Source organism: Pseudoduganella sp. HUAS MS19 (genome assembly GCF_053615455.1).
The window spans coordinates 3,959,734-3,982,426 of sequence record NZ_CM132133.1 but is presented as its reverse complement, the minus strand read 5'-3'; the positions used below and the strand labels follow the sequence as shown (position 1 = coordinate 3,982,426).

The following is a 22,693-nucleotide window of genomic DNA, read 5'->3' as shown; positions in this document are numbered from 1 at the left end:
TATTGTGATCAAGCGAGCGGATCTGAGCTCCAGTGGCTTTCAGCCATGCATCGGTAGGCATTGGACAAGCTTCTCCGTTGTGAAATGACTATCCGACTGCACTGCGCAAGTTGGTTTCGGTCGAATGCACGCCGTGCTGGTCTAATACTACGATCCGATTTGCCATAGCGATGGTGTCTGGGCGGTGCGCTACAATGATTCGAGTCAGGCCCATTTCCTGCACGGTGGTATTGACGGTACGTTCATTGCCTACATCAAGCTCACTAGTCGCTTCATCAAGTACCAACAGGCGTGGATTGCGGTAGAGGGCTCGCGCCAAAAGGATCCTTTGCTGTTGTCCTCCACTGATGCCGATGCCCCTGGAGCCGGTGATTGTGTAGTAAGCCATCGGCATCGCTTCGATTTCTTTGTCGATCGCGGCAAGTGCGGCAGAATGTTTGATGCGCTCCATGTCTGGCTCGTTGTCAAAGAAGCAGATGTTCTCCGCAATAGAGCCCGAGAATAAGCGGTCCTCCTGCATGACGGTGCCGATCATCTGGCGATAGCCTGCCAAGCCCATTCGCTTAATTGGCACACCATTCACCAGAATTTCGCCGGAACTAGGTTCCAGCAAGCCGAGTATGATCTTGACCAACGTCGTCTTTCCGCATCCCGAAGGGCCGGTAATCGCGATGCAATCACCTGCGTCGATCGTCAGGTTGACGTTCTGGAACACGAAAGGCTCCGTTGGCGCATATCGGAATGAGATGTTGCGAAGCTCAATCGTTGGCGGAGCATCGCTCACCTTAATCTCAGTGAGAGGCGCTTCGCCCTCATCTTCGGTTGGAGTAAGTACAATGTCGGCAATACGTTCTCCGTGCAGGCCCAGCATGCGGAAATCCACGAGGCGGTCAATCAAGGCCGAGATCCTCGTGGAGAACTGTTCCTTGTAAGCGATAAACGCAAATAGCATACCGACAGAGAACGAATTGTCGATGACCGCACGGGCCGCCAGCCAAATCACGACCACTCGCTCAATACCGAACAGAACCACCTGCGCAGACTCGTAAGTCACACCGATGCGATTTATACGAAGCTCCGCGTTGAACTGCTCGGCCACAAGATTCGTCCAGCTAGCACGGCGCTGGTCGCCTGTGCCAAATAGGCGCACGCTTTGGATGCCAGACAGGGTCTCGTAGAAGTGCGTCGTCTGCTTGGCGACGAAAACCATTTGTTCTGCGGCGGCAGAGCGAAGCTGGTTGAACTGCCCCCATCGTAGGGTGCCGTAAAGCAGGACCGAGATGAATGCGATTGCCGCCAACTGACCGCTGTACATCACCATCATCATTAAGGTGCCGAGCACCATAACGCCATCAACGATGGCCTGGATAAACGTGGATGTCAGCGCGCGCTGAATTGTGCTGATCGAACCAAAGCTGGAGGTGATACTTCCGATGTGCCGTTTCTCGAAGTACTCGAGCGGTAGCTTGATCAGGTGGCCAAAAACGTTTCCGTACCATTGGAAATTCAGATCTGTGCTCAGCGAGATCAGAAACCAGTTACGCACGGCGCGAATGGTTCCTTGGATAAGCACCAGCAAGCCAAACCCCAAGGCCAGGGTCGTTAGCAGATCCTTGTCCGCAGATGGTAAAGCGTGGTCCACGGTCCACTGGAGGAAAAAGGGAAGGGCGATCACTATGCATTCCAGTGCCAATGCGAGCAGCAATACCTGCATCAGTCCGCGCCTCAGACCGGTAATCGTCCCCATCAAACCGCGAATAGTGAATTTGGTTCGGTGATCCGATGGCGTGAAGTCGTTCGCTGTTTTGAGCTCCAGCGCTACGCCGGTGAAATACTTACCGAACTCCTCCATCGTCATTTCGCGGCGACCGACAGCCGGGTCGTGGACCACGACTTCTCGTTGGGATACCGCTGTAAGGACGACGAAGTGATCCATGTCCCAATGAATTACGCAGGGCAGGGAGAGCTTGGAAACGGCAGGCAGGGCTAGCTTGACTGCGCGGGGTTCGAGCTTTAGAGCTTTCGCGATGCGAATCAGACTTACCAGGGTCGCGCCTTTGCGGGAGATCGAGAATTGTAGGCGCAGGTTTGCCAGGTCTGTGCGATACCCAAGGTAGTCGGCGACCATCGCAATACTGCAAAGCCCGCATTCCGTCGCTTCGTTTTGCAGATAGACCGGAACCTTGCGTTTGAGGCTGAGGGAAACCATGTTTGTGCTGAATTAGTTACGAGCGGCCATGCCGAAGAGTGGTTCGAACATCCATTCGAAAATAGTCCGCTCTTCAAGCAGAACACTTGCGGAGAGCTGCATCCCCGGCTTCAACGTATAGCGCTTGTCACGCAAGGTAACTTCCTGTTCGTCGAGCGTGACGCGGACGCGGAAGTAGTTCTCCAAGCCTGCCTGGCCGACACTTGCTTGGGGTACGTCGGAGGCGCTGATCGATGTCTCCGAAACATCGCGAACTAGGCCCGTGAACTGGCCAAATTTCTGGTATGGGAAAGAGTCGTAGCGCACAACGACGCGGGTATTTGGCGTCACCATCCCGATGTTCCGTGACGGCATATAGAGCTCCGCTTCGAGCTTGCCATCCTTCGGCAGAATGCTTGCAATGCGCTGGTTTGGTACGACAGATTGGCCTCGTTCCACGAGCAATGCAGCTACACGGCCGTCAAGCTGGGCCCGCACGATGATTTGCCGCTTTGCTTCGTTCTCAGCGAGTTGCTGTTTCAAGTCTTCGATCTCGCGCTGGATTGTGGAGACTTCACGGGTCTTTTGAATAGCACCGTCGGTTTGCGAATAATGAAGAGAAGTCATTTCGCGTAGCATGCCTTGGCGCTGCACTTCGAGTGAGGAAAGCCGGCCCTGCTGTTCGAGCAAGTCAGCCTCCTTGTCGGCAGCAACGATCTTCGACATATTGCCGGTCTTGGCAAGTTCTGCAACGCGAACAGATACATCACGCGCGAGATTGACTTTGTCGCGCTGCAAAGAGAGTTCGTGGTCTAGCTTGTTGCCGCCGACCGAAAATTGACCCACTTTGAGGGCTGATGCCGACTGAAAATTGACCCAGGTGTTCTACTACTCCCGCCTATTTTTTGGGCAGGAGATAATAAGGTGATCACCATGGAAATGTTAGGTAAAGTTCGACGGATGTACCTGCGCGACAAGCTGTCGCTGCACGAGATCGCGAAGCGCACGGGCCTGTCCCGCAACACGCTGCGCAAATGGCTACGCAAGCCGGAAGACGCGCCACCGCCGCGCTATCGGCGAGAATCGGCACCCACCAAGCTGAGCGAGTTCCACGCCACACTGGAGCAGGCGCTCAAAGCTGACACCCACCGCAACAAGCAGAACCGGCGTACCGGGAAAGCGCTGTTCGCCCAACTCAGGGCCGAAGGCTACGTCGGCAGTTACAGCCGGGTTACCGACTTCATCCGGGAATGGCGTGGCCGCGAAGGCAAGGCGGCAGAGGCTTTCGTCCCGCTCAGCTTCGAGCTGGGCGAAGCGTTTCAGTTCGACTGGAGCGAGGAAGGCATGGTGGTCGGCGGCATCTACCGGCGTCTGCAGGTGTCGCACATGAAGCTGTGCGCCAGCCGCGCCTTCTGGCTGGTGGCCTACCCCAGTCAGGGACACGAGATGCTCTTCGACGCCCACACCCGCTCGTTCACAGCGCTGGGCGGCGTGGCCCGGCGCGGCATCTACGACAACATGAAGACGGCGGTCGACAAGGTCCAGAAAGGCAAGGGCCGCGTGGTCAACACGCGCTTCACCGTCATGTGCGCGCACTACCTGTTTGAGCCCGATTTCTGCAACGTGGCCTCAGGCTGGGAAAAGGGCGTAGTGGAGAAGAACGTGCAGGATAGCCGGCGCCGGATCTGGATCGAAGCCCAAGACCGCCAGTTCGCTTCCCTCGCTGAATTGAACGCTTGGCTCGGAGAGCGCTGCCGGACGCTGTGGGGAGAATTGCAGCACCCGGAGTACGAGGCGCTGAGCGTGGCCGACATGCTGGAACAGGAGCAGGCCCACCTGATGCCCATGCCCACGCCGTTCGACGGCTACGTGGAAAAGGCGGCGCGGGTGTCGTCCACCTGCCTGGTCACCGTGCACCGCAACCGTTATTCAGTGCCGTGCGAGCTGGCCGGGCAGATGGTGAGCACAAGGCTGTACCCGACCCGCGTGTGCGTGGTGGCCGGCGATGCGCTGGTCGCCACCCATGAACGCATCGTCGATCGCAAGCAGGTGTGCTACGACTGGCAGCACTACATCCCGCTAGTGCAGCGCAAGCCCGGTGCGTTGCGCAACGGCGCCCCCTTTGCCGACATGCCCGCGCCGCTGCAGCGGCTGCGGCAAGGCTTGCTGCGCCACGCCGGCGGCGACCGGCTCATGGCGCAGGTGCTGGCGGCCGTGCCCGGCGCCGGCCTGCCGGCAGTGCTGGTGGCGGTGGAGCTGGTGATCGAGTCCGGCGTGCTCAGTGTCGAGCACGTCGAGAATGTGCTGGCCCGCCTGAGTGCCGCCCCGCCGCCGGCACATGCCGAGACCAGCCTGGTATTGAAGGAGGCGCCGGTAGCCAACACCAGCCGCTATGACAGCCTGCGCGAGACGGCTGGCAGCAGCGCGGAGGTGAACCATGCGTGACCTGATCAAGGAATTGAAGGGCCTGCGCCTGCACGGCATGGCCGACGCTTGGACCGATCTGGTGGCGCAAGGAGAGCACGCCGTGTCGTCGTCCAAATGGCTGATTGAGCACCTGCTGCGCGCCGAGCACACGGACCGCGCCATGCGTTCGGTGAACCATCAGATGAACGCCGCCAAATTCCCCGTGCACCGCGACTTGGCCGGCTTCGACTTCGCGGCATCCAGGGTCGATGAGGCCCTGGTGCGGCAACTGGCCACGCTGGCCTTCACCGATACGGCGCAGAACGCAGTGTTCATCGGTGGCCCCGGCACCGGCAAGACGCATTTGGCGACGGCCATCGCGGTGGCGGGCATTGCCTCAATGGGCAAGCGGGTGCGCTTCTACTCGACGGTCGATCTGGTCAATGCGTTGGAGCGCGAGAAGCGGGAAGGCAAGGCCGGTCGGCTGACACAGTCGTTGATGCGGATCGACCTGGTCATCCTCGACGAACTGGGGTATCTGCCGTTCAGCCAGGCCGGCGGCGCGCTGCTGTTCCACCTGCTCTCGAAGCTGTACGAACATACCAGCGTGGCCATCACGACGAATCTGAGCTTTGCTGAATGGTCCGCCGTGTTCGGCGACGCTAAGATGACCACGGCGCTGCTAGACCGGCTGACGCACCACTGCCACATCGTGGAGACTGGCAACGACTCCTACCGCTTCCAGCACAGCAGTATGGCGGCCAAGGGGCGGATCAAGGCGCGGGAGCAAAAACAGAAGGCCGGGAAGGCGGACTTTCCGGTGTAGCTTTGAAGACAGGATGTATAACGATATAAATCGTTTACTCCGTTAATTAACTATTGAACTGACTAAGGGGGGATTCACGGCGGGCTGCGCCCACCGCGAATCCCCCCTGTCTTTGGTACACTTATCCACAGACGCCGGCTCCCAAAGCAGCGTCCCGCCCTGGGTCAAAATTCAATCGGCAGGGTGGGTCAAAATTCAGTCGGCGCCAACACTAGCTGTTTCAAGCTCGCAGTCACGCTGGCGAGTTTGCTTGTTAGTTCGCGCTGCTTGTTAGATGATTGGCCACCTACTTGATCGAGCTCACGCCGCAGTTTCTCCATACGAACTTCTATGCTTTCTTTCACGGTTGCCTGCACGGCGCCGTTCTCGGCGCTACGTTCGCTGGAGATTGTGACTAGCGCGTCGCCGACCTTTACCTCCTGACCTTCAGTTACATTGAGCCTAGCAATCAAGCCTGGTTGTGGTGAAAGGATTCGGTTGACGCCTTTGTTCGGCACAACGATGCCGGTCACCGTTGCCTTTCGGGCGAATCCGAAGAAGAGGGCAAAGGCGATCAGGCTGGCAACCAGCACGCTGAGGAAAATTGCGAGCACGGTGTTTGACCAAGTGCGCGTGAGTAGGATTGATCCATGCAGTTTGCGCGACTTGTTTGCGATGGCTTCTTCGCGGAAGAGAGGACGATTCATTTATTGCGGAGTCTGCGAGGCGACTGAGGTATTTCTATCTCATGCCGCGATTACGGTTTGGAGCTTTGAAGGGCTGACACGACGTTTGCTAAGCTAAGCTGAAACTTGGGACCTGTCAGGAATTTTGTGTGCCGGGGTCGCGGTTCGTAGTTAGTTAATCGCGTTGGTGAAGCGTTCACCAAACAGAATGGCAAACTGGTTGGCGGCCATCTTCCAGGTCCGTTGCGGCATCTTCCAATCTTTTTCGATATTGCGCAAGGCCAGGTACAGCAATTTGGTCGCTGCCTCGTCGCTCGGGAAGTGGCCACGGTTCTTCACGATCTTCCGCAACCGCATGTGCAGGCTCTCAATGGCATTCGTGGTGTAGATAATCGAACGTACTTCCGGTGGGTACGAGAAGAACGGAGTCACCTGCTCCCATTGGCGCCGCCACATCGCCGGCACGGTCGGGAAGCGCTGCCCCCACGGGCCGTCTGCAAAGGCGTCTAACGCCGCCGCTGCGGCGTCAGCGTTCGCTGCCTGGTAGATCGGCTTGAGCGCAGCTGCAAGCTCCTTGCGATCCTTCCAGGACGCCAGCGTCATCGAGTTGCGAATCAGGTGCACGATGCAGGTCTGGATTTGCGCCTGCGGATACACGGCCTCAATCGCTTCAGGGAAGCCGCGCAGGCCATCGACGACCGCAATCAGAATGTCTTCCAATCCACGGTTGCGCAGCTCGTTGAAGACCTTCAGCCAGAACTTGGCGCCTTCGGTTTGTTCGATCCATAGTCCCAGCACTTCCTTGCGGCGGTAATCCCCCCACCAAATGATCGCCGCAGGAAGTAGAATTTTCTAACTTTGAAATTGAAGGTTCTACCGCATGAAGACGTCCCGTTTTACTGAAAGCCAGATCATCGCCATCCTGAAGCAGGCCGAGGCCGGTGCCCCAGTTCCTGAGCTGTGCCGCGAGCATGGCATGAGCAGTGCCACGTTCTACAAATGGCGTTCCAAGTTCGGCGGCATGGACGCCTCCCTGATGGCCCGAATGAAGGAGCTGGAGGAGGAAAATCGTCGGTTGAAGAAGATGTACGCGGAGGAGCGCCTGAAGGCGGAGATTGTTGCGGAGGCGCTGGCAAAAAAGTGGTGAAGCCATCTCGCCGACGTGAGATGGCACGACACTACGTCGAAGCCGGCCGCATGACCGTCAAGAGCGCCTGTGTGGCCTTCGGCATCAGCCAGACTTGCTACCGTTATCAAGCAAAGCTCAATGCCGAGAATGAGGTCATAGCCGATTGGCTGGTTCGCCTGACGAACAACCAGCGCAACTGGGGCTTCGGTTTGTGCTTCCTGTTCCTGCGCAACGTGAAGGGCTTCGGCTGGAACCACAAGCGTGTGTATCGAATCTATCGCGAGCTGGAGCTGAATCTGCGCATCAAGCCACGACAGCGCATCATGAGGGAAAAGCCAGTGCCGTTGTCCGTGCCGACGGCCATCAACCAGACCTGGTCGATGGACTTCATGCATGACCAACTTGCCGACGGTCGCAGTATCAGATTGTTCAACGTGATCGACGATTACAACCGAGAAGGACTGGCTATCGACGTGGACTTCTCGCTGCCATCGGAACGCGTTGTGCGGGCGCTGGACCAAGTCATTGAGTGGCGTGGCAAGCCTCGAGCGATACGCTGTGATAACGGCCCGGAGTACATAAGCGGCGTTACGGCGCAATGGGCAAAGAAGCATGGCATTGAGATTGCGTTTATCCAGCCTGGACAGCCGCAGCAGAACGCTTACATCGAGCGCTATAACCGCACCGTACGCTACGACTGGCTTGCGCAGCACCTGTTTGAATCGCTCGACGAGATCCAGGACTTTGCCACCGGCTGGCTCTGGACTTACAATCACGAGCGCCCCAACATGGGCCTGGGCGGGATAACACCAAAACAGAAGCTCGCTCTCGCCGACTAACCCCTACTTCTGGCGCGCATCAAAAATGGGGGGATTACCCGGCCATCGGCGCGGATACCCAGCGCCAAATATACGGCCTTGTTCTTGACGGTGCCTTCATCGCGGATCTTCAGCCGCAGTGCATCGAAGTAGACGATCGGGTACATCGTCTCCAGCGGCCGCTGCTGCCATTGCGCCACTTCATCCATGACCTCGTCGGTGATGGTCGAAATCAGGTCTGGCGACACTTCGGTGCCGTACAGTTCCAACAAATGCGCCTGAATCTCGCGCACGGTCATGCCGCGAGCATACATGCCGATGACGTGGTCATCGAAGCCCGGCATGCGGCGCTGGTGCTTGCCGACGAGCTTTGGCTCAAAGCTGGAAAGACGGTCACGTGGGATCTCCAATTCCAGCTCGCCGCCCGGTGCCAAAACGGTTTTGCGGCTCTTGCCGTTACGGTGGTTCTTGGCGTCGCCTTCGGTGGCGAGGTGGTGGGTCAATTCGGCTGTCAGCATGCGCTCGGCCAGCATCTTTTTGAGCTGGCCGGCCAAGCCTGACTCCCCGAGAATCGATTCGGCATCCTTGTTCTCGACCTGGGCCAGCAACTGGTCAATCAGTTCAACAGGAAACGGGTACTGCTTCTTGGTTTTTGGTTTTTTAGTGGTCATTACGTCGGTCATGGACAATCCCTTTCGGTATTATTTCATGACCCCAGATTCACACTAAAATTCTGACAGGCTCGAAACTTGCTGCATGTCCCGCAACTTAGCTAGATGATGGCAGCACATTTTGGCAGTTCAATGGCGAGATCGAATGCCTTATTCTGGAGTCAAAGTCGCCACCTCGCTCCGCAGAATTACGCGTTAGTTAGTCATGGCCTGGATCATTCCCTTCTTCCGGCAACAACAGGGTCGATGCGAAGCCTCTATTATGTAGAGAATGACCGGGATCGTTCCCTACTTCAGGTCCGCCCGCCACATGGAGCAATTCGTGATCATCGAGCTCAACAACATCGGATTGGCGTGGGGTTGCATTCATACTTCTTTCTCCTTTTTCTATAATCTGATATGGGCTTTGGGACCTGTAAAAGCGCAAACTAAACTTGACACTAACGCTTGAAATGCATTTCACTGACCAGGATCGTTCTCTACTTCCGGGCCGCCTGCAACATGCTCCACTTCGTCGTCATTCAATTCATATAGCTCAATAGAAGACTCAGGGCGCAGTTCAGTTAATTCGTAAGACATCTCTTCTCCTTAATGGTTCAATTTAGCGGATGTGCCACGCAAGAGATTCAGGGCTGGCCAGGATCGTTCTCAACTTCTGGGCCTCCAGCAACGCGCTCCTGCTCACAGGCATCGAGATCTGAAATCTCATTAGAAGTCTCTTTGTTGCTCTCATCGGACGTCAAAAACATTTAGTTCTCCTTGAGTTAGATACGGGAAATCTGCGTATGAATCTCATCAACGTATACGTCAAAGTGACGCAGTGCAAATAAATTATGGATTAAAACATTGTTTCCGCGCAATGAGTTTTTTCGCTTCGAACAACGTCCAGCGGTTTCTTCAATTCGCCGAGATTGTCGTGGAAGATCTCTTACTGACGTTCAAAGTGAAAACCCTACAATATGTGGAGCTTTAATTGCCGGGTTTCCGACGCTTGCTTGGGGCAGGATTGAACGGAAGAGGCTTCAGGCAGCGGAACTTCGCACTTGAGGTGCAGAGCCAGCAGAGCGACGAAAATGATGCTCAGCTTTCATGCTCTGACACCTCCGAACGTCTTATGCGCGAGGATCGTTGTCCGCTTCTGGCTCTAACTCGCAATGAGCCGCAAGCAACCCAGTCATCGGTGGTCGCGGATCGTTATCAACTTCTGGGTCGACAAGAAATTCCTGATTATCCTTGTTTGTGAACTTGATCTTAACGTTAAAGGTCGTAGCAACCGTGTTGGCATCGCTGAATGTGACTATCTTTCCGCTCTCGCTGATGCTGGGTTCGCTAAATTGGTTATAGCCATCGGGCTTGATAGTGAGGTCTTTAAACTTAACGTCTGCAGGCGTCGGGCTAATAAGCTGGTAATTGATCACCGTATCGACTTCAGTGACTGTCAATCGCTCAGGAATAAAGGTCGTGTCGTAGCTGACGGTCCCGTCACCTTTGATGTTTGGTATCGCGATGACCTGTACATTAAGGAAAGTGGTCGGGACCTCTTCCGTAACTGTGTTTTTCATAGTTTCCTTTCTCAACGGTTAGTTAAGTATTTGGCATAACGAGAATTGTTAAAAGCCATTCTCTTCAGCTTTGATCTGGCTGTATCTATTGCTGCATGATCGCCAGCACAGGTTGCACTTCTCAGATAAGGGGCTAGGATAGATGGGTTACTGGAATCTTTTGCGAACGGTTGAAGGATTGATATTGCTTCAGAGCAAGTTTTGTTGGCGTCATCGGCCTTTTTCATGGAGGCCTGCAACTCTCCTTTTATGGCCAGCAGTTCAGACAGCCGTGAACTTGCGCCAGCATCCTGAGTGTTCGCTAGAAGCGCGACTCGCTCCCGTTCTATGTAGGCTTCGAGTGTCATCGCTGCATCGTTTGATGGGTCCAGCTGAACTCGAAGGGGCGCCAAATGGATTGCGATTGTTCCCAGTAAACCGAGCAAACGGCTGTTCTTGGGGTCTTTCGCAATCTCCGCTTGCCAGCGCGTATGAATTTCCTCCAATTGTTTTGCCTGAGCCAGCGGCGGCAGTTGAGACTTCATCGCGATAATGTGAACCTGAACGTATCCGAGATTGAGCTTCCACTTCTGATTGCTAGGATCTTGGATAGTTAAGGCATTCAACAACTCTTCCGCACGCTCAAGATGAGTAATCGCGTCGGCGTCCAGTCCAAGTGACATCTCTAAAATTGCACGGTGCCACAATGCGTTTGCGAGCCGGTATGTCCAAAAGCCATCGTTAGGAAAGAGTTTGTGGACTGAGGTTATAAGGTACTCTTCTTCTCTGCACAAAGAAACAGCCTCATTTAATTGTCCCAAAGATTTCTTTGCATCTGCAAGCCATGACAATGAATTGGCCAGATCCGCCTTCGCCTTGACGTTTTCCGGTGTCGTCTCCAGTACTTTTCTCTTAAGAACTATCGATTTTTCAAAGGCATGAGATGCGAGCTCGTTCCGCCCAGCTTGAACCTGTGTGCTTCCTATCCCGTTATAGGCGTACGAGAGTTCCAGCCATGTTTCTGGGTCTTCAGGATGAGCTCTCACCATTCTTTCGCTAACGGATAAGTAATCGTTTGCATGGTGAAGTGCCTCATCCCATTCGCGTCGAGCAGTGTAATACTGGCTAAGCCAAAATGCGTTCGCGCCTAAATCTTTAAGTAGCGTCTTATCTGTTACGTTACCGTCATCCTGTAACCGAAGAATCTTGCGAGCAGCTAGCAATGCTTCGTGCGCTTTTTCAGGGTTCGAGCGAGCAGTATTCACTTCCGCAATTACTTGAAGAGCCTTTGCACGTTGATTCATAGCAGTTGGGCTCGCCAGGAGTGAGTCGGTGGACGACAAGTAGCTTAATGCTTTAACACTAACGCTATCGAGAAGGTCCAGCCTTCCAAGCGGGCGGAGTTTTTCGGCAAATTCACCGAGCATATAGCCCATTAATGCTTCCGCTTCAACTCGATGTTGTTCGGCTGCTCCTTTGGCCTTTCGCGCAGTAAATCCTAACACTGCGGAAACAACGGCAAGGATGGAAATAAGTGCTGTGATGCCAATCCGAATCCGCTCGCCACGCTGTGCTCTTGAGACTGAAGCGCGTATAAATTCCGCTTCAATCGGAGTGATCGAAAAGTCGCTTAATGCAAGCAATTGTTTCGCTTTCTCAACCTGGCTGCCAGCAGGGATCAGAAGGTCCCTCGCCCTTCCGGCGTCTGACCAGCGTTTGGCTTCATTTGTTAATTGGGTTCGGAGCTTGATTGAGCTGTGGAATTGCTCAATCCAACTCGCAACACGCGGCCATCGACGGAGGAGTGCCTCATGGGCTACGCCGAAGCTTGGGACATCGCCTGCAAGCTCACTTACGAACAGTCGGGCTTCGATCATCACTCTTACAAGCCCCTTCTCGTCGTCACTGCGCAACATCGAAAGGGGACACCTGCGAGATGTCACCGCCGTATGATCCTCGCCTACATTCACCAAGAGTGATAAAACGCGTGGTAAGGCCGCTATCTCCGGCGAACTGAGACCTGAAACGACTTGTTCTGCACGCACGCCAACAGCACCTTCGATTCCACCCAACTGGCGATAAACGTCGAACCTGAGTGTGCCATCGTCACCGCGCTGTCTGTAAAGTTCGTTCAGTGTGTACTGCAGAAGGGGCAGCATATCCGGATTGCCACGCGCCGCATCGCAAAGAACATCATCTAAGCTGGCACCAGTCGCTTTGTCTTTTTCAAAAGTAAGTCCTGCAACATACGTTGGTTGCCGGACGATCTGGGCAATGTCAGCGCCGTCAGGTGGTAAAACATCAAAGTGACCGCCACGTGATTTCAGGGTGAGCAAGACTGGCTGCGCCATTACTTCTGGATAGAAATCGTTGCGACATCCCATCAACATGAGCAGGCAATTCGACTTGGCCAGTGTTTCGATCACTTCCATGAAGCAGGCGACTTCGTTTGGTGGTGCGCGGAAAACGGCTTCAAGGCGGTCAATCAACACGCCGACTTGGGTGCGAAGGCATGCACGCTTGCGCAATTCCGAAGCGACGGCGCCAGCATCGGAGGCTAATTGCTGCCCGAGGCCGTCGGCACTGGCGCCTGGGAATAAGGGCTCCCCGTTGATCTCCGCGTCAATCAGAGCTCCGGCCAAAGCCTGGAACAAGGTGCCACTGCCGAGATCGGCGCAGTCGAGGTACACGGTGCAGCACAGTCCCACTGGTTCGTCGGAACGAATGGCATCTACCATTAATGTTGGCAGCAGGCCGGCGCGGACTAGCGAAGTCTTCCCAGAGCCGGAAGGGCCGAGTACCAGCGCCATCGGGCAGCCATGGGCGGCCTGGGTCAGGACCAATTCGCGCAACTGGGCAGTGGCTTGCACTCGCCCGAAGAAAATTGCGGCATGGTTTTCCTGGAATGCTTCCAAGCCGCGGAATGGCGAACCACCTTCCCACGTCGTGGCGGGAGGGGCGGCGAAAGTGATTACAGGCGCAATCGCCCGGTAGCCACGCTTTCGAATCGTCTCGATATAACGCGGCTCGGTACTCGAATCGCCGAATGCACGGCGCAACTGGGTGATGGCCTTGTGCACCGGGTTGTCGCCTAGTTCACTGCTTCCCCAGCAAGCCTGCAGGATCTCTTCCGCTGGAATCACCGCGCCTGGATGGCGGCAAAGATAGCGCAGCACCGCCATGACGCGCGGCTCCAACGGCGTCTTCAGATCCCCGTTGCTGACGAAATTGGCTTCCGGGCTGACTAACCAGTCGCCGAATTGGAACTCCATGGCTTGTGCAACCTTCTTTTCTTCTGTCTCTTATAAATCAATGACTTAGAAACCTTCCGGAGCTTTTCTTCCGGTCCGGAAGGTTTCCTTCCGGCCTTCGGAAGATTTCCGGAAGGCGAGGGAAGACTTTTTTTCTTACAGTGCTGTCATTGCCAAACGGCCAAATCTTAACATTCTTAAAAGCAAAAATGGTCACAACGAAAGCGGTATTTTTTGAAATCGGCTCCGACACTACGACTTCGGTGCAACAGCTTTGCGCAAGCTGGTTCACCTCCGGAAAGTTGCTCGAGAGCACTATTGACGCCATGCGAGCCGCCGGAGAGTTTCCTAACGACATACGTTACGGCAGTATGGAAGTGGGCAGCCTGGCCCTGGGCGGGGAGGGCGAGGACCGGGCTGAGCTGCGTCCGGTTGAGATCCGCTATGACTCCGCAGCACCAACGACGGCTCAACTGACGTTGACCCTTGCATCTGGGAATTTGCGTTTTTACAACGCATACGGCCGGCGCGACATCCTGCGCCAATCGGTCGCAGGCTGGCGCCTCGAGTTCACGGCCGCAGTGAACGAATATGGCGGCCTTGTGCTGCAGGCCGCTCTGTGTGATGTGGATAGATCTCATTTGCCGTGCGACAACGGTCCGTTGAAGGAGTTCTTTATTACGGCAGTCGGCAACTGGCTGCGCACCGTGGCGCCGGCGGTGCTCAAGAGAACGGCAATGCGCCGCGCGGTGATCGGGCGCGAGAGCTTCCTGCGCCAATACATTTACCCCATGGTAGTCGAAAAGCTGCAGCGCCGCCTCGATTCCCTGCCGGATTATGTTGCGTCGCGTGATGGCGTGGCCCAGGTCAATCCACAGCAATGCCAGAACGAGAAGTCGGGTGTCGAGGCGACCCTGAACAATGGCGAACGTGCCCGTTTTATCCGCAACGGCAATGGCTGGACCTACCGCGACCACGTACTGCTGAACTGGCAGGAAGCCAACCGTACCTTGCACGACCGCGAGTCGGAGCAGGACTTGCAATGCACGGTGACCATGGGCCGCCAGGCCGGTCCCGATGGCGTGCAGCGTCCGACTATCGATATCAGCAGTGTGCTGGGCCGCTATGAGTGGGACAGCGTGAAGCAGGAGTTGCCACTGTCGCGCCAGCGCAGCTATATGGGCAAGGCCTGGGCGCGCGCCACGCTGCAATGGTCGCTACGCCTGCAATGGCGGGCCGAGAATGGCCGGGTCGGGGTGGCCGCGCTGGCGCGCAAGGGTGTGCCGGCCACCGACGCCGGAACCACGGGTATTTACGTGGTGTCGGACCCGCTGCCGCATCTGCTGAATGTGCAGCGCGTCAACCTGTGGTGGGAAGGCAATGCTGCCAGCCTGGCCTCGGTTCAACAGGATATTGCCGGTTTCCTGGCAACGGCTACCGGCGACATGTTCGCCGCCGTTGCCGAGGGCCTGGCCCCAGGGCGCAAGCTGGGCTGCCGTGACTTGCGCATCAACGAGTCTGGTGACATAGAAATTGAACTGGGGGAATGAAGCATGTCTGTTCTGATGACATCTGTGCCGGTGGCGCAGGTCCGAAAGTGGGGCGGCGCCAGTGCGTCGGGCGCCTTGAGTTTTGCTGCTGCGCGCATTGCGCGCATTGTGCTGCAACGCGAACCGATGGCGAGCGAGGCGCTGTCGTGGACTACCTTGTACAGCTGCCAGGGCGAGGCCGTGCGCGGCCGCGCTGAACTGGCGCTGCACCTGCTGGCGCGCCCGGAACTGGCGGAGCTGGACGTGAAAGAGCGCCTGCTGCGCGCATACAACGCGGTGTTCGACCGTTATGATCCTTCGCAGCCGGCGGACATGGCCTACTGGCGCAGCCAGGTGACTGCAGGCCGCGATCTGCCCGCGCTGGTGCGGCAGGAACTGGTGCCGCTGTACGAATCCGGCTACCGTTCCAGCCCTTGCGCGGCGCCTGCAATGGCGCGCTCGCCGCTGTTCGTGGTGCGCGATGGTTCCGGCTTGCCGCTGGTGTTTACGGTTGGCGCCAACCGCTCGCTCTATATGTTCCGCCGCACGCCATTCGGGCGCTGGTCGCAGACCGACCTGAGCGGCATGCTGCCTTTGAACCAGCCGGGCAAGGTGCAAGCTTTGGATGTGCAGCAGGCGCCGGATGGAACGATTGCGCTGGCGCTGGCAGTCGCCCCATGGGCCAGCGGCGGCAGCCCGACCTTGCATGTGGCCGTAGGCATCTCCAATCATCTGGACGAAGCGGGCTGGGTCGAGGCCATGCGCGGAATGGCGCCGCGCCACGTTCCGGAAGTGCGGGATGATGTGACACGCATTTCGTTCGGCCTGCTGCAGTCGGGTGCCGTACCGATGGTCCTGATGACTGCGGCGAGTACCTGGTATTTCAACGCGGCGATGAAAGGCCCTTTGACCGCCTGGGAGGAACAGGAAGACGAGGAATCGCTGGCAACGGCAATTGGCAGTTACCGCGTCCCAGGTGCCTGGCGACTGAGCGACACGCCTTGCGGGCGCACCTTGCGCTTCAATAGCTTCGCACGTGCCGCTGCATGGGGCATTGCAATCGACTACCAGGGCCTGCCGCGCCGTGCGGCCAGCCTGCACTTGGCGCCTTCCAATGTGCCGAACGTGCCGGATGTGTTCGTGGCGGGCGAGAGCATCGTCGTCTATCGCGGCGGACAGTCGGTCCCGCAGCCGGTTGCGAACATCGGCGGGGCCTGCCTGGTATGGAGCGAATCCACCACAAGCGGCGAACACCTGGCGTATGGCGACGGCGCCGGCGGCCTGTGGCTGGTTTGCAGGAAGCAGGGCGGTCATTGGAGTATGCCGGTGCCGATCGCGACGACGCTGGTCATGGCGGCCTTGATGGCGGCGCCCAACCAGGACGGCGTGCATGCAATCGGCGTGACGCCAGGCGGTGCGCTGGCCTGGCTGCGCTTTAATTCCGATGGGGCCCAGGTAGGAGCGGAAGAAATTACCCAGGCAGCGGTCTGGGATGACGAGGCGCAGGATGTGCAGCGCGCCGCACGGGGGGCGCGCAGCGTAGCTTAATGCTTGTCGCGCGTCAGGAATGCGTCGACGATGCTGGCGATCCAGCAGGCCAGCAGGATCCAGCCTGCCGTGGAGGTGCCGGGCGTGATGCTGGCTTTGGCCAGGCGCTGGGTGATGAGGATCGGGTCGGGCGGTAAAGTACCGCTCAAGGCTTCTTCCATCAAAACCGCGGTGGCTTTCCATAAGCCATACATCAGCCAGCAGAACACCGCCAGCGCCGGCAGCATGAACAGCAGGCCGCGCCCCGGGCGCTTCAGTACAATGAACTGGCCAAGGCCGGGGAAGCCGAGTCCGGAAAACAGGGCTGCTTTGTGAGATAGCTTCATTCAGGTTCCATTAAAAAACGCCGGCACCTTACGGTACCGGCGTTTTGCGTTTCAGGCAAGCGTACGGTTATGCGTAGTCGCTGACCGGAATGCAGGCGCAGAACAGGTTGCGGTCGCCGTACACGTTGTCGGCGCGGCCAACTGGCGGCCAGTACTTCTGCTTGCGCAGCGACGGTACCGGGTAGGCTGCTACTTCGCGGCTGTACTTGCGGCCCCACTTGTCGGCCAGCAGCACTTCGGCCGTGTGCGGGGCGAATTTCAGCGGGTTGTCCAGCTTGTCGAATTCGCCCGATTCCACCTTAGCGATTTCGGCGCGGATGGCGATCATGGCGTCGATGAAGCGGTCCAGTTCAACCTTCGATTCGGACTCGGTCGGCTCGATCATCAGCGTGCCTGGAACAGGGAAGCTCATGGTCGGTGCGTGGAAGCCGAAGTCCATCAGGCGCTTGGCCACGTCTTCGTTGCTGATGCCGGTGGCGTCGGTCAGTGGGCGCAGGTCCAGGATGCACTCGTGTGCAACCAGGCCGTCGTGGCCCGAGTACAGCACTGGGAAGTGCGGCGCCAGGCGGCGCGCAACGTAGTTGGCGTTCAGGATCGCGGTTTCGGTTGCCGCGGTCAGGCCTTCGCCGCCCATCATGGCGATATACATCCAGGAGATCGGCAGGATCGATGCTGAGCCGAACGGCGCTGCCGAGATCGAGCCGATGCCGTCTTCGCTGCGCACATAGCCGTTGGAGCGCTGGTTCGGCAGGAACTTGGCCAGGTGCGCGCCAACGCCGATCGGGCCGACGCCTGGGCCGCCACCGCCGTGCGGGATGCAGAAGGTCTTGTGCAGGTTCAGGTGCGATACGTCGCCGCCGAACGCGCCTGGGCCGGCCACGCCAACCAGTGCGTTCATGTTGGCGCCGTCCACGTACACCTGGCCGCCGTGGCCGTGGATGATTTCGCACAGTTCGGTGATGCCGTCTTCGAACACGCCGTGGGTCGATGGGTAGGTCACCATCACGCAGGCCAGGTTCTTGGAGTGCTGTTCGGCCTTGGCTTTCAGGTCGGCCAGGTCCACGTTGCCCTTGTCGTCGCAGGCGGTCACCACCACCTGCATGCCGACCATGGCGGCGGAAGCAGGGTTGGTGCCGTGTGCCGAGGATGGGATCAGGCAGATGTTGCGGTGGCCTTCCCCGCGCGATTCATGGTACTTCTTGATCACCAGCAGGCCTGCGTATTCGCCTTGCGAACCGGCGTTAGGCTGCAGGGAAACGGCGGCGTAGCCGGTCACGGCGCACAGCATCTCTTCCAGCTGGGCGATCATTTCGCGGTAGCCGACGGTCTGGTCGTTTGGCGCGAACGGGTGGATCGACGAAAACTCCGGCCAGGTCACCGGAATCATTTCGCTGGTGGCGTTCAGCTTCATGGTGCAGGAGCCCAGCGGGATCATGGTGCGGTCCAGCGCCAGGTCCTTGTCGGCCAGGGAACGCAGGTAGCGCAGCATTTCGGTTTCGCTGTGGTAGCGGTTGAAGGTCGGATGCTCCAGGTAGGCGGAAGTACGCACCAGCGCTTCAGGGAAGTTGCGGTCGACGGCTGCTTCAACGGCGTCGAAGTCAGGCGCAGCCTTGCCGCCGCTGAACACGTTCCACAGTGCCGCCAGGGTGTCGCGGTCAACAGTTTCGTCCAGCGACACGCCGACGTGCTTGGCGTCGATCTTGCGCAGGTTGATGCCGGCGGCAACGGCGGCTGCGTGCAGCGCGTCAGCCTTGTCGGTGGCGACGGTCAGGGTGTCGAAGAACGATTCGTTGACCGAGTAACCCAGGGACTTCAGGTTGGCGGCCAGGATACCGGTGTAGCGGTGGGTGCGTTCGGCGATCTGCTTCAGGCCTTTAGGACCATGGTAGACGGCGTACATGGACGCCATCACGGCCAGCAGCACCTGTGCGGTACAGATGTTGGAGGTCGCCTTTTCGCGGCGGATGTGCTGTTCGCGGGTTTGCAGGGCCAGGCGGTAAGCCTTGTTGCCGTTCTGGTCGACGGTTACGCCAACCAGGCGGCCTGGCATGGAGCGCTTGTATTCGTCGCGGGTCGCCATGTAGCCGGCGTGCGGGCCGCCAAAGCCCAGCGGTACGCCGAAGCGCTGCGAGTTGCCGACGACAACGTCGGCGCCCCATTCGCCCGGCGGCGTCAGCATGGTCAGTGCCAGCAGGTCGGCGGCAACGATCACCATGGCGCCGCTGGCCTTTACGGTTTCAACGGCGGCGCGGTAGTCGCGCACAACGCCGTTCACGCCCGGGTATTGCAGCAGCACGCCGAAAGCGTCAGTCACGCCGGCCAGCTCGGACGGGTCGAAGGTCTTGACGGTGATGCCCAGCGGTTCGGCGCGGGTCTGCACCACTTCCAGGGTTTGCGGCAGCACGTCGTTGGCGACGTAGAAGGTGTTTGACTTGGACTTGCCGACGCGCTGGATCAGGGTCATGGCTTCGGCAGCGGCGGTGCCTTCGTCGAGCATGGACGAGTTGGCGATGGCCATGCCGGTCAGGTCGATCAGCACCTGCTGGAAGTTCAGGATCGCTTCCAGGCGGCCCTGGGAGATCTCTGGCTGGTACGGCGTGTAAGCGGTGTACCAGGCTGGGTTTTCGAAGATGTTACGCAGGATCACGCCCGGGGTGTGGGCGTTGTAGTAACCCTGGCCGATCAGGGATTTCAGCACCTTGTTCTTGGAGGCGATGCCTTTCAGCTTGGCCAGCGCTTCGTTTTCCGGCAGCGGCTGGAAGAATTGGCCCAGGGGCAGGGCGCTCTTGTTGCGGATGCCTGGCGGGACGATGGCGTCGATCAGGGCGGCGCGGCTTGCGTAGCCGAGCACGTCCAGCATTTGCTGCTGTTCTGCGGCTTCCGGGCCGATGTGGCGGGCGATGAATGCATCGCGGGCTTCAAGTTGGGTCAGGCTGGTGCGGGTCATGGTGGGAAATCTCTTGGCCAGAATGTGAAAAGGGCCCGCACACAGCGGGCCCGATAATGCAGTAATTAGTGCGCTACGTTGCCGTAAGCAGCGGCGTCCAGCAGGCCGTTGATGGCGTTGGCGTCGCTAGGCTTGATCTTGAACAGCCAGTTCGCGTAGGCGTCGGCGTTGATCGATTCAGGTGCGCCGACCACGGCGTCGTTCACGGCGACCACTTCGCCCGATACCGGGGCGTAGATGTCGGAAGCGGCTTTCACCGACTCCACCACTGCGGCGTCGTCGCCGGCGGTGAACGATGCGCCTACTTTTGGCAGCTCGACGAACACGATGTCGCCCAGGGCGTCTTGCGCGAATTCGGTGATGCCGACGGTCACGGTGCCGTCCGCTTCAGCGCGTACCCACTCGTGGGACTCGGTGTACTTCAGGTCTGCTGGAATGTTGCTCATGTTGGCTCCAAGGCTAAGGTTTATTGTTTGTTTCTGCTCAAATTCTGGCTCAAGCAACCAGGATTTTACCGTTACGGACGAAAGGCAGCTTCACCACGGTGGCGGCCAGCTTCTTGTCGCGGATCTCCACGTGCACGGTGTCGCCCACGTTCACGCCCATCGGCACGCGCGCCAATGCGATCGCCTGCTGCATGGTCGGGGAGAAGGTGCCGGAAGTGATCTCGCCGGTTTCGCCGGAAGCGGCGATGACTTTCTGGTGGGCGCGCAGCACGCCGCCTTTTTCGCGCAGGATCAGGCCGACGAATTGTGCGTTCTGGCCTTTCGCTTGCAGCGCTGCCTTGCCGATGAAGTCGCGCTCGGAGACCAGGTCGATGGTCCATGCCAGGCCTGCGTCGAGCGGGTTCACGGTTTCGTCCATGTCCTGGCCGTACAGGTTCATGCCCGCTTCCAGGCGCAGGGTGTCGCGCGCGCCCAGGCCAGCAGGCTTGACGCCGGCTGCGTTCAGGGCGTTCCACAGCTTTTCCGCCTGTTCCGCCGCCACGCCGATTTCGAAACCGTCTTCACCGGTGTAGCCGGTGCGGGCAACCATGGCTTCGCCGAAGGCGGTGCCTGGCACCAGGGCCACGTTGAAGGGCTTCATTTCCGCGGTCGCTTCCTTGGCTTGCGGGATCACTTCCCATACCTTGGCGCGGGCGTTCGGGCCTTGCACGGCGATCAGGGCCATAGCATTGGCGCCATCGCGGCGCTGGGTGATGGCCAGGCCGGCGCCGGTGGCTTCATTCTGCTTGTTCATCCACGCGATGTCTTTTTCCGCGGTGCCGGCGTTGACCACCAGGCGGAACCATTCTTCGTTGATGAAGTAGATGATCAGGTCGTCGATGACAGTGCCTTCCGGGGTCAGCATGCAGGAGTACAGGGCCTTGCCCGATACCCGCAGCTTGTCGACATTGTTGGCGACCAGGCCGCGCAGGAAGGAACGTACGTTGGCACCCTTGATGTCAACCACGCACATATGGGCCACGTCGAACATGCCGACGTCGGTGCGCACGGCATGGTGCTCTTCGATCTGGGAGCCGTAGTTGACCGGCATGTCCCAGCCGCCGAAGTCGACCATGCGGGCGCCGAGGGCACGATGAGCGTTGTTGAGTGGGGTTGCTTTGAGCGTCATTGATACCTCAGGGCAGAGAATAGGGGTTAATAAACGTAAACATGAATACGCCTACCCCTCTGTCCTTGGTACCTGAGAGATAACGGGAAGGTATTCCCGCACGCCCCTTCGGTGGGCCCTGCGCCTTGGCGGGCCGCTCTCCAGAGTTTTAGCCCTTGCGGGCCCTTGTCCGGTCCTTTTGCCTGAGAGTTTCTGGGTAATGCCCCTTCGGCGCCAGCCGCTGCTGGTCTCTCCCGATCAAGACTTGCGACTATATGACAGGAGGGCAATAAAGTCAATCTTGACGCCCTTTCGCGAGCGCCTGCGCTAGAATGAGCGGACATCCATTTACAGAGTGGAGCGACCATGAGCGAAGAAAAGCAAAAGCGCGATACGGAGGCCTGGTTCACCCTGTCCGGCGACGTGAACAGCGATATGGTGCACCGCGTGTTCGACGCGGTGGCGGATATGACCGAGGACGGCATAGAAAAGGCCCACATCCTGATCCAGTCCAACGGCGGCTACGTGAGCGACGGCCTGTGCCTGCACAATTACCTGCGCAACTTGCCGATCAAGATCATTACCTACAACGGCGGCGCGGTGGCTTCGATTGCCGTGATCCTGTTCCTGTCCGGCGAAGAGCGCTATGCCAGCGAGACGGCGCGTTTCATGGTGCACAAATCGCACGCCAGCGCGCCGCACGGTGCGCGGCCCGATGCGCTGCGCATCATTGTCGAGGGCTTGCAGGCTGACGATGCCCGCACCGAATCGATCCTGCGCAAGCACGTGCAACTGACGGATGAACATTGGAATATCCACGCCTATTCCGACTTGCACCTGACGGCCCAGGATGCGGCCAAGGTGGGCCTGGTCAATGAAGTGGCCGACTTCAAGCCGCCCAAGGGCAAGCGCGTAACGAATATCTGAAGCGGCGCAGCCGCAGCGACAAGGGCCCGGAAGCATGCTCCCGGGCCCTTCGTGCGCCGCCGGTCATTTAGCGATTGCCGCTACGGCTGGCGGGGGTCTTCTTGTCGGTCTTGCTCTGGCGGCCGGCATCGGACTGCTGGCTGCCCGGCTGTGCGCCCGAACGCGACCCCTGGTCGGCGCTTTGGCGCGTGCCCGAACTCGAACTTTGCTTGCTGGATTTTTGCCTGGATTTCATGACAGTTCCTTTCTGAAGGATCGGAACTTCATCATGCTTTGTGCAATAGTAAAGGTGAATCGGAATACAACTGACTGGCGTGTAGGATTTAGC

18 protein-coding genes, 2 pseudogenes and 2 riboswitches are annotated in these 22,693 nt (G+C 58.4%); of the genes and pseudogenes, 6 read left to right on the top strand and 14 right to left on the bottom strand.

Annotation, left to right across the window (positions count from 1 at the left end; translation table 11 throughout):
• Positions 1 to 88: 88 nt before the first annotated feature.
• Positions 89 to 2,209, bottom strand: a complete 2,121-nt coding sequence (locus tag ACWBU6_RS17955; RefSeq protein WP_452644769.1) for a peptidase domain-containing ABC transporter — start codon at positions 2,207 to 2,209, stop codon at positions 89 to 91.
• 12 nt (positions 2,210 to 2,221) lie between these two features.
• Positions 2,222 to 3,034: an HlyD family secretion protein gene (locus tag ACWBU6_RS17950; protein WP_452644768.1), complete on the bottom strand. Its 813-nt coding sequence runs from the start codon at positions 3,032 to 3,034 to the stop codon at positions 2,222 to 2,224.
• An 87-nt stretch (positions 3,035 to 3,121) separates the two neighbouring features.
• Here ACWBU6_RS17950 and istA point away from each other — a divergent pair, with 87 nt between their 5' ends.
• Both istA and istB read left to right on the top strand, forming a co-directional pair.
• Positions 3,122 to 4,633: an IS21 family transposase gene (gene istA, locus ACWBU6_RS17945; RefSeq protein ID WP_452644063.1), complete on the top strand. Its 1,512-nt coding sequence runs from the start codon at positions 3,122 to 3,124 to the stop codon at positions 4,631 to 4,633.
• A complete protein-coding gene (gene istB, locus ACWBU6_RS17940; protein WP_452644064.1) occupies positions 4,626 to 5,420 on the top strand; it encodes an IS21-like element helper ATPase IstB in 795 nt (264 codons plus the stop codon). Before istA ends, istB begins: the two co-directional genes overlap by 8 nt.
• Positions 5,421 to 5,608: 188 nt before the next feature.
• Here the strand turns inward: istB and ACWBU6_RS17935 are convergent, their stop codons facing one another.
• Together ACWBU6_RS17935 and ACWBU6_RS17930 are read right to left on the bottom strand one after the other, a co-directional pair.
• Complete coding sequence (locus tag ACWBU6_RS17935; protein WP_452644767.1) at positions 5,609 to 6,106, bottom strand: biotin/lipoyl-binding protein; 498 nt, start codon at positions 6,104 to 6,106, stop codon at positions 5,609 to 5,611.
• A 150-nt stretch (positions 6,107 to 6,256) separates the two neighbouring features.
• Positions 6,257 to 6,889 (bottom strand): annotated as a pseudogene (locus tag ACWBU6_RS17930) (IS256 family transposase); the annotation flags it as partial.
• 76 nt (positions 6,890 to 6,965) lie between these two features.
• Between ACWBU6_RS17930 and ACWBU6_RS17925 the strand changes: the two are divergent.
• Positions 6,966 to 8,053, top strand: a protein-coding gene (locus ACWBU6_RS17925) for an IS3 family transposase (protein WP_452644703.1) whose coding sequence is annotated in 2 segments (ribosomal slippage) — positions 6,966 to 7,218 and positions 7,218 to 8,053 — 1,089 coding nt in all. Because the reading frame shifts where the segments join, the coding sequence is not laid out codon by codon here.
• Between the two features lie 41 nt (positions 8,054 to 8,094).
• Here ACWBU6_RS17925 and ACWBU6_RS17920 read toward each other — a convergent pair.
• From ACWBU6_RS17920 to ACWBU6_RS17900, 5 genes and pseudogenes are all read right to left on the bottom strand, one after another.
• Positions 8,095 to 8,715: pseudogene (locus ACWBU6_RS17920) on the bottom strand (IS256 family transposase); the annotation flags it as partial.
• Positions 8,716 to 8,902: 187 nt separating this feature from the next.
• Entirely contained in the window at positions 8,903 to 9,073 is a 171-nt protein-coding gene (locus ACWBU6_RS17915; RefSeq protein WP_452644766.1) for a hypothetical protein, read from the bottom strand.
• Between the two features lie 256 nt (positions 9,074 to 9,329).
• Positions 9,330 to 9,452 (bottom strand): hypothetical protein, encoded by a 123-nt coding sequence (locus ACWBU6_RS17910; RefSeq protein ID WP_452644765.1) that lies wholly within the window; start codon positions 9,450 to 9,452, stop codon positions 9,330 to 9,332.
• A gap of 363 nt (positions 9,453 to 9,815) precedes the next feature.
• Positions 9,816 to 10,265, bottom strand: a complete 450-nt coding sequence (locus ACWBU6_RS17905) for a hypothetical protein (RefSeq protein WP_452644764.1) — start codon at positions 10,263 to 10,265, stop codon at positions 9,816 to 9,818.
• Between the two features lie 11 nt (positions 10,266 to 10,276).
• Positions 10,277 to 13,516, bottom strand: coding sequence for an nSTAND1 domain-containing NTPase (locus ACWBU6_RS17900; RefSeq protein WP_452644763.1), 3,240 nt, complete (start codon positions 13,514 to 13,516; stop codon positions 10,277 to 10,279).
• Positions 13,517 to 13,704: 188 nt separating this feature from the next.
• On the opposite strand from ACWBU6_RS17900, the gene ACWBU6_RS17895 reads away from it, so the two are divergent.
• Both ACWBU6_RS17895 and ACWBU6_RS17890 read left to right on the top strand, forming a co-directional pair.
• The gene (locus ACWBU6_RS17895) at positions 13,705 to 15,045 is read left to right on the top strand and encodes a hypothetical protein (RefSeq protein WP_452644762.1); all 1,341 of its coding nucleotides are present in this window, start codon (positions 13,705 to 13,707) and stop codon (positions 15,043 to 15,045) included.
• Positions 15,046 to 15,048: 3 nt separating this feature from the next.
• Positions 15,049 to 16,572 (top strand): hypothetical protein, encoded by a 1,524-nt coding sequence (locus ACWBU6_RS17890; protein WP_452644761.1) that lies wholly within the window; start codon positions 15,049 to 15,051, stop codon positions 16,570 to 16,572.
• Here ACWBU6_RS17890 and ACWBU6_RS17885 read toward each other — a convergent pair.
• The 4 genes from ACWBU6_RS17885 to gcvT form a co-directional block, all read right to left on the bottom strand.
• Positions 16,569 to 16,898, bottom strand: coding sequence for a hypothetical protein (locus ACWBU6_RS17885; RefSeq protein ID WP_452644760.1), 330 nt, complete (start codon positions 16,896 to 16,898; stop codon positions 16,569 to 16,571). The two genes, ACWBU6_RS17890 and ACWBU6_RS17885, sit on opposite strands and share 4 nt — an antisense overlap.
• A gap of 67 nt (positions 16,899 to 16,965) precedes the next feature.
• Positions 16,966 to 19,845 (bottom strand): aminomethyl-transferring glycine dehydrogenase, encoded by a 2,880-nt coding sequence (gcvP, locus tag ACWBU6_RS17880; protein WP_452644759.1) that lies wholly within the window; start codon positions 19,843 to 19,845, stop codon positions 16,966 to 16,968.
• A 65-nt stretch (positions 19,846 to 19,910) separates the two neighbouring features.
• Positions 19,911 to 20,291: a glycine cleavage system protein GcvH gene (gene gcvH, locus ACWBU6_RS17875; protein WP_426335924.1), complete on the bottom strand. Its 381-nt coding sequence runs from the start codon at positions 20,289 to 20,291 to the stop codon at positions 19,911 to 19,913.
• Positions 20,292 to 20,340: 49 nt separating this feature from the next.
• On the bottom strand, positions 20,341 to 21,459 hold the full coding sequence (gcvT, locus tag ACWBU6_RS17870) for a glycine cleavage system aminomethyltransferase GcvT (RefSeq protein ID WP_452644758.1): 1,119 nt from the start codon (positions 21,457 to 21,459) through the stop codon (positions 20,341 to 20,343).
• 49 nt (positions 21,460 to 21,508) lie between these two features.
• Positions 21,509 to 21,613: riboswitch (glycine riboswitch) on the bottom strand.
• A gap of 6 nt (positions 21,614 to 21,619) precedes the next feature.
• Positions 21,620 to 21,705: riboswitch (glycine riboswitch) on the bottom strand.
• A 99-nt stretch (positions 21,706 to 21,804) separates the two neighbouring features.
• Between gcvT and ACWBU6_RS17865 the strand changes: the two genes are divergently transcribed.
• Entirely contained in the window at positions 21,805 to 22,365 is a 561-nt protein-coding gene (locus tag ACWBU6_RS17865; RefSeq protein WP_452644757.1) for an ATP-dependent Clp protease proteolytic subunit, read from the top strand.
• Between the two features lie 67 nt (positions 22,366 to 22,432).
• Here ACWBU6_RS17865 and ACWBU6_RS17860 read toward each other — a convergent pair whose 3' ends face one another.
• Positions 22,433 to 22,600, bottom strand: coding sequence for a hypothetical protein (locus ACWBU6_RS17860; RefSeq protein ID WP_452644756.1), 168 nt, complete (start codon positions 22,598 to 22,600; stop codon positions 22,433 to 22,435).
• Positions 22,601 to 22,693 lie beyond the last annotated feature (93 nt).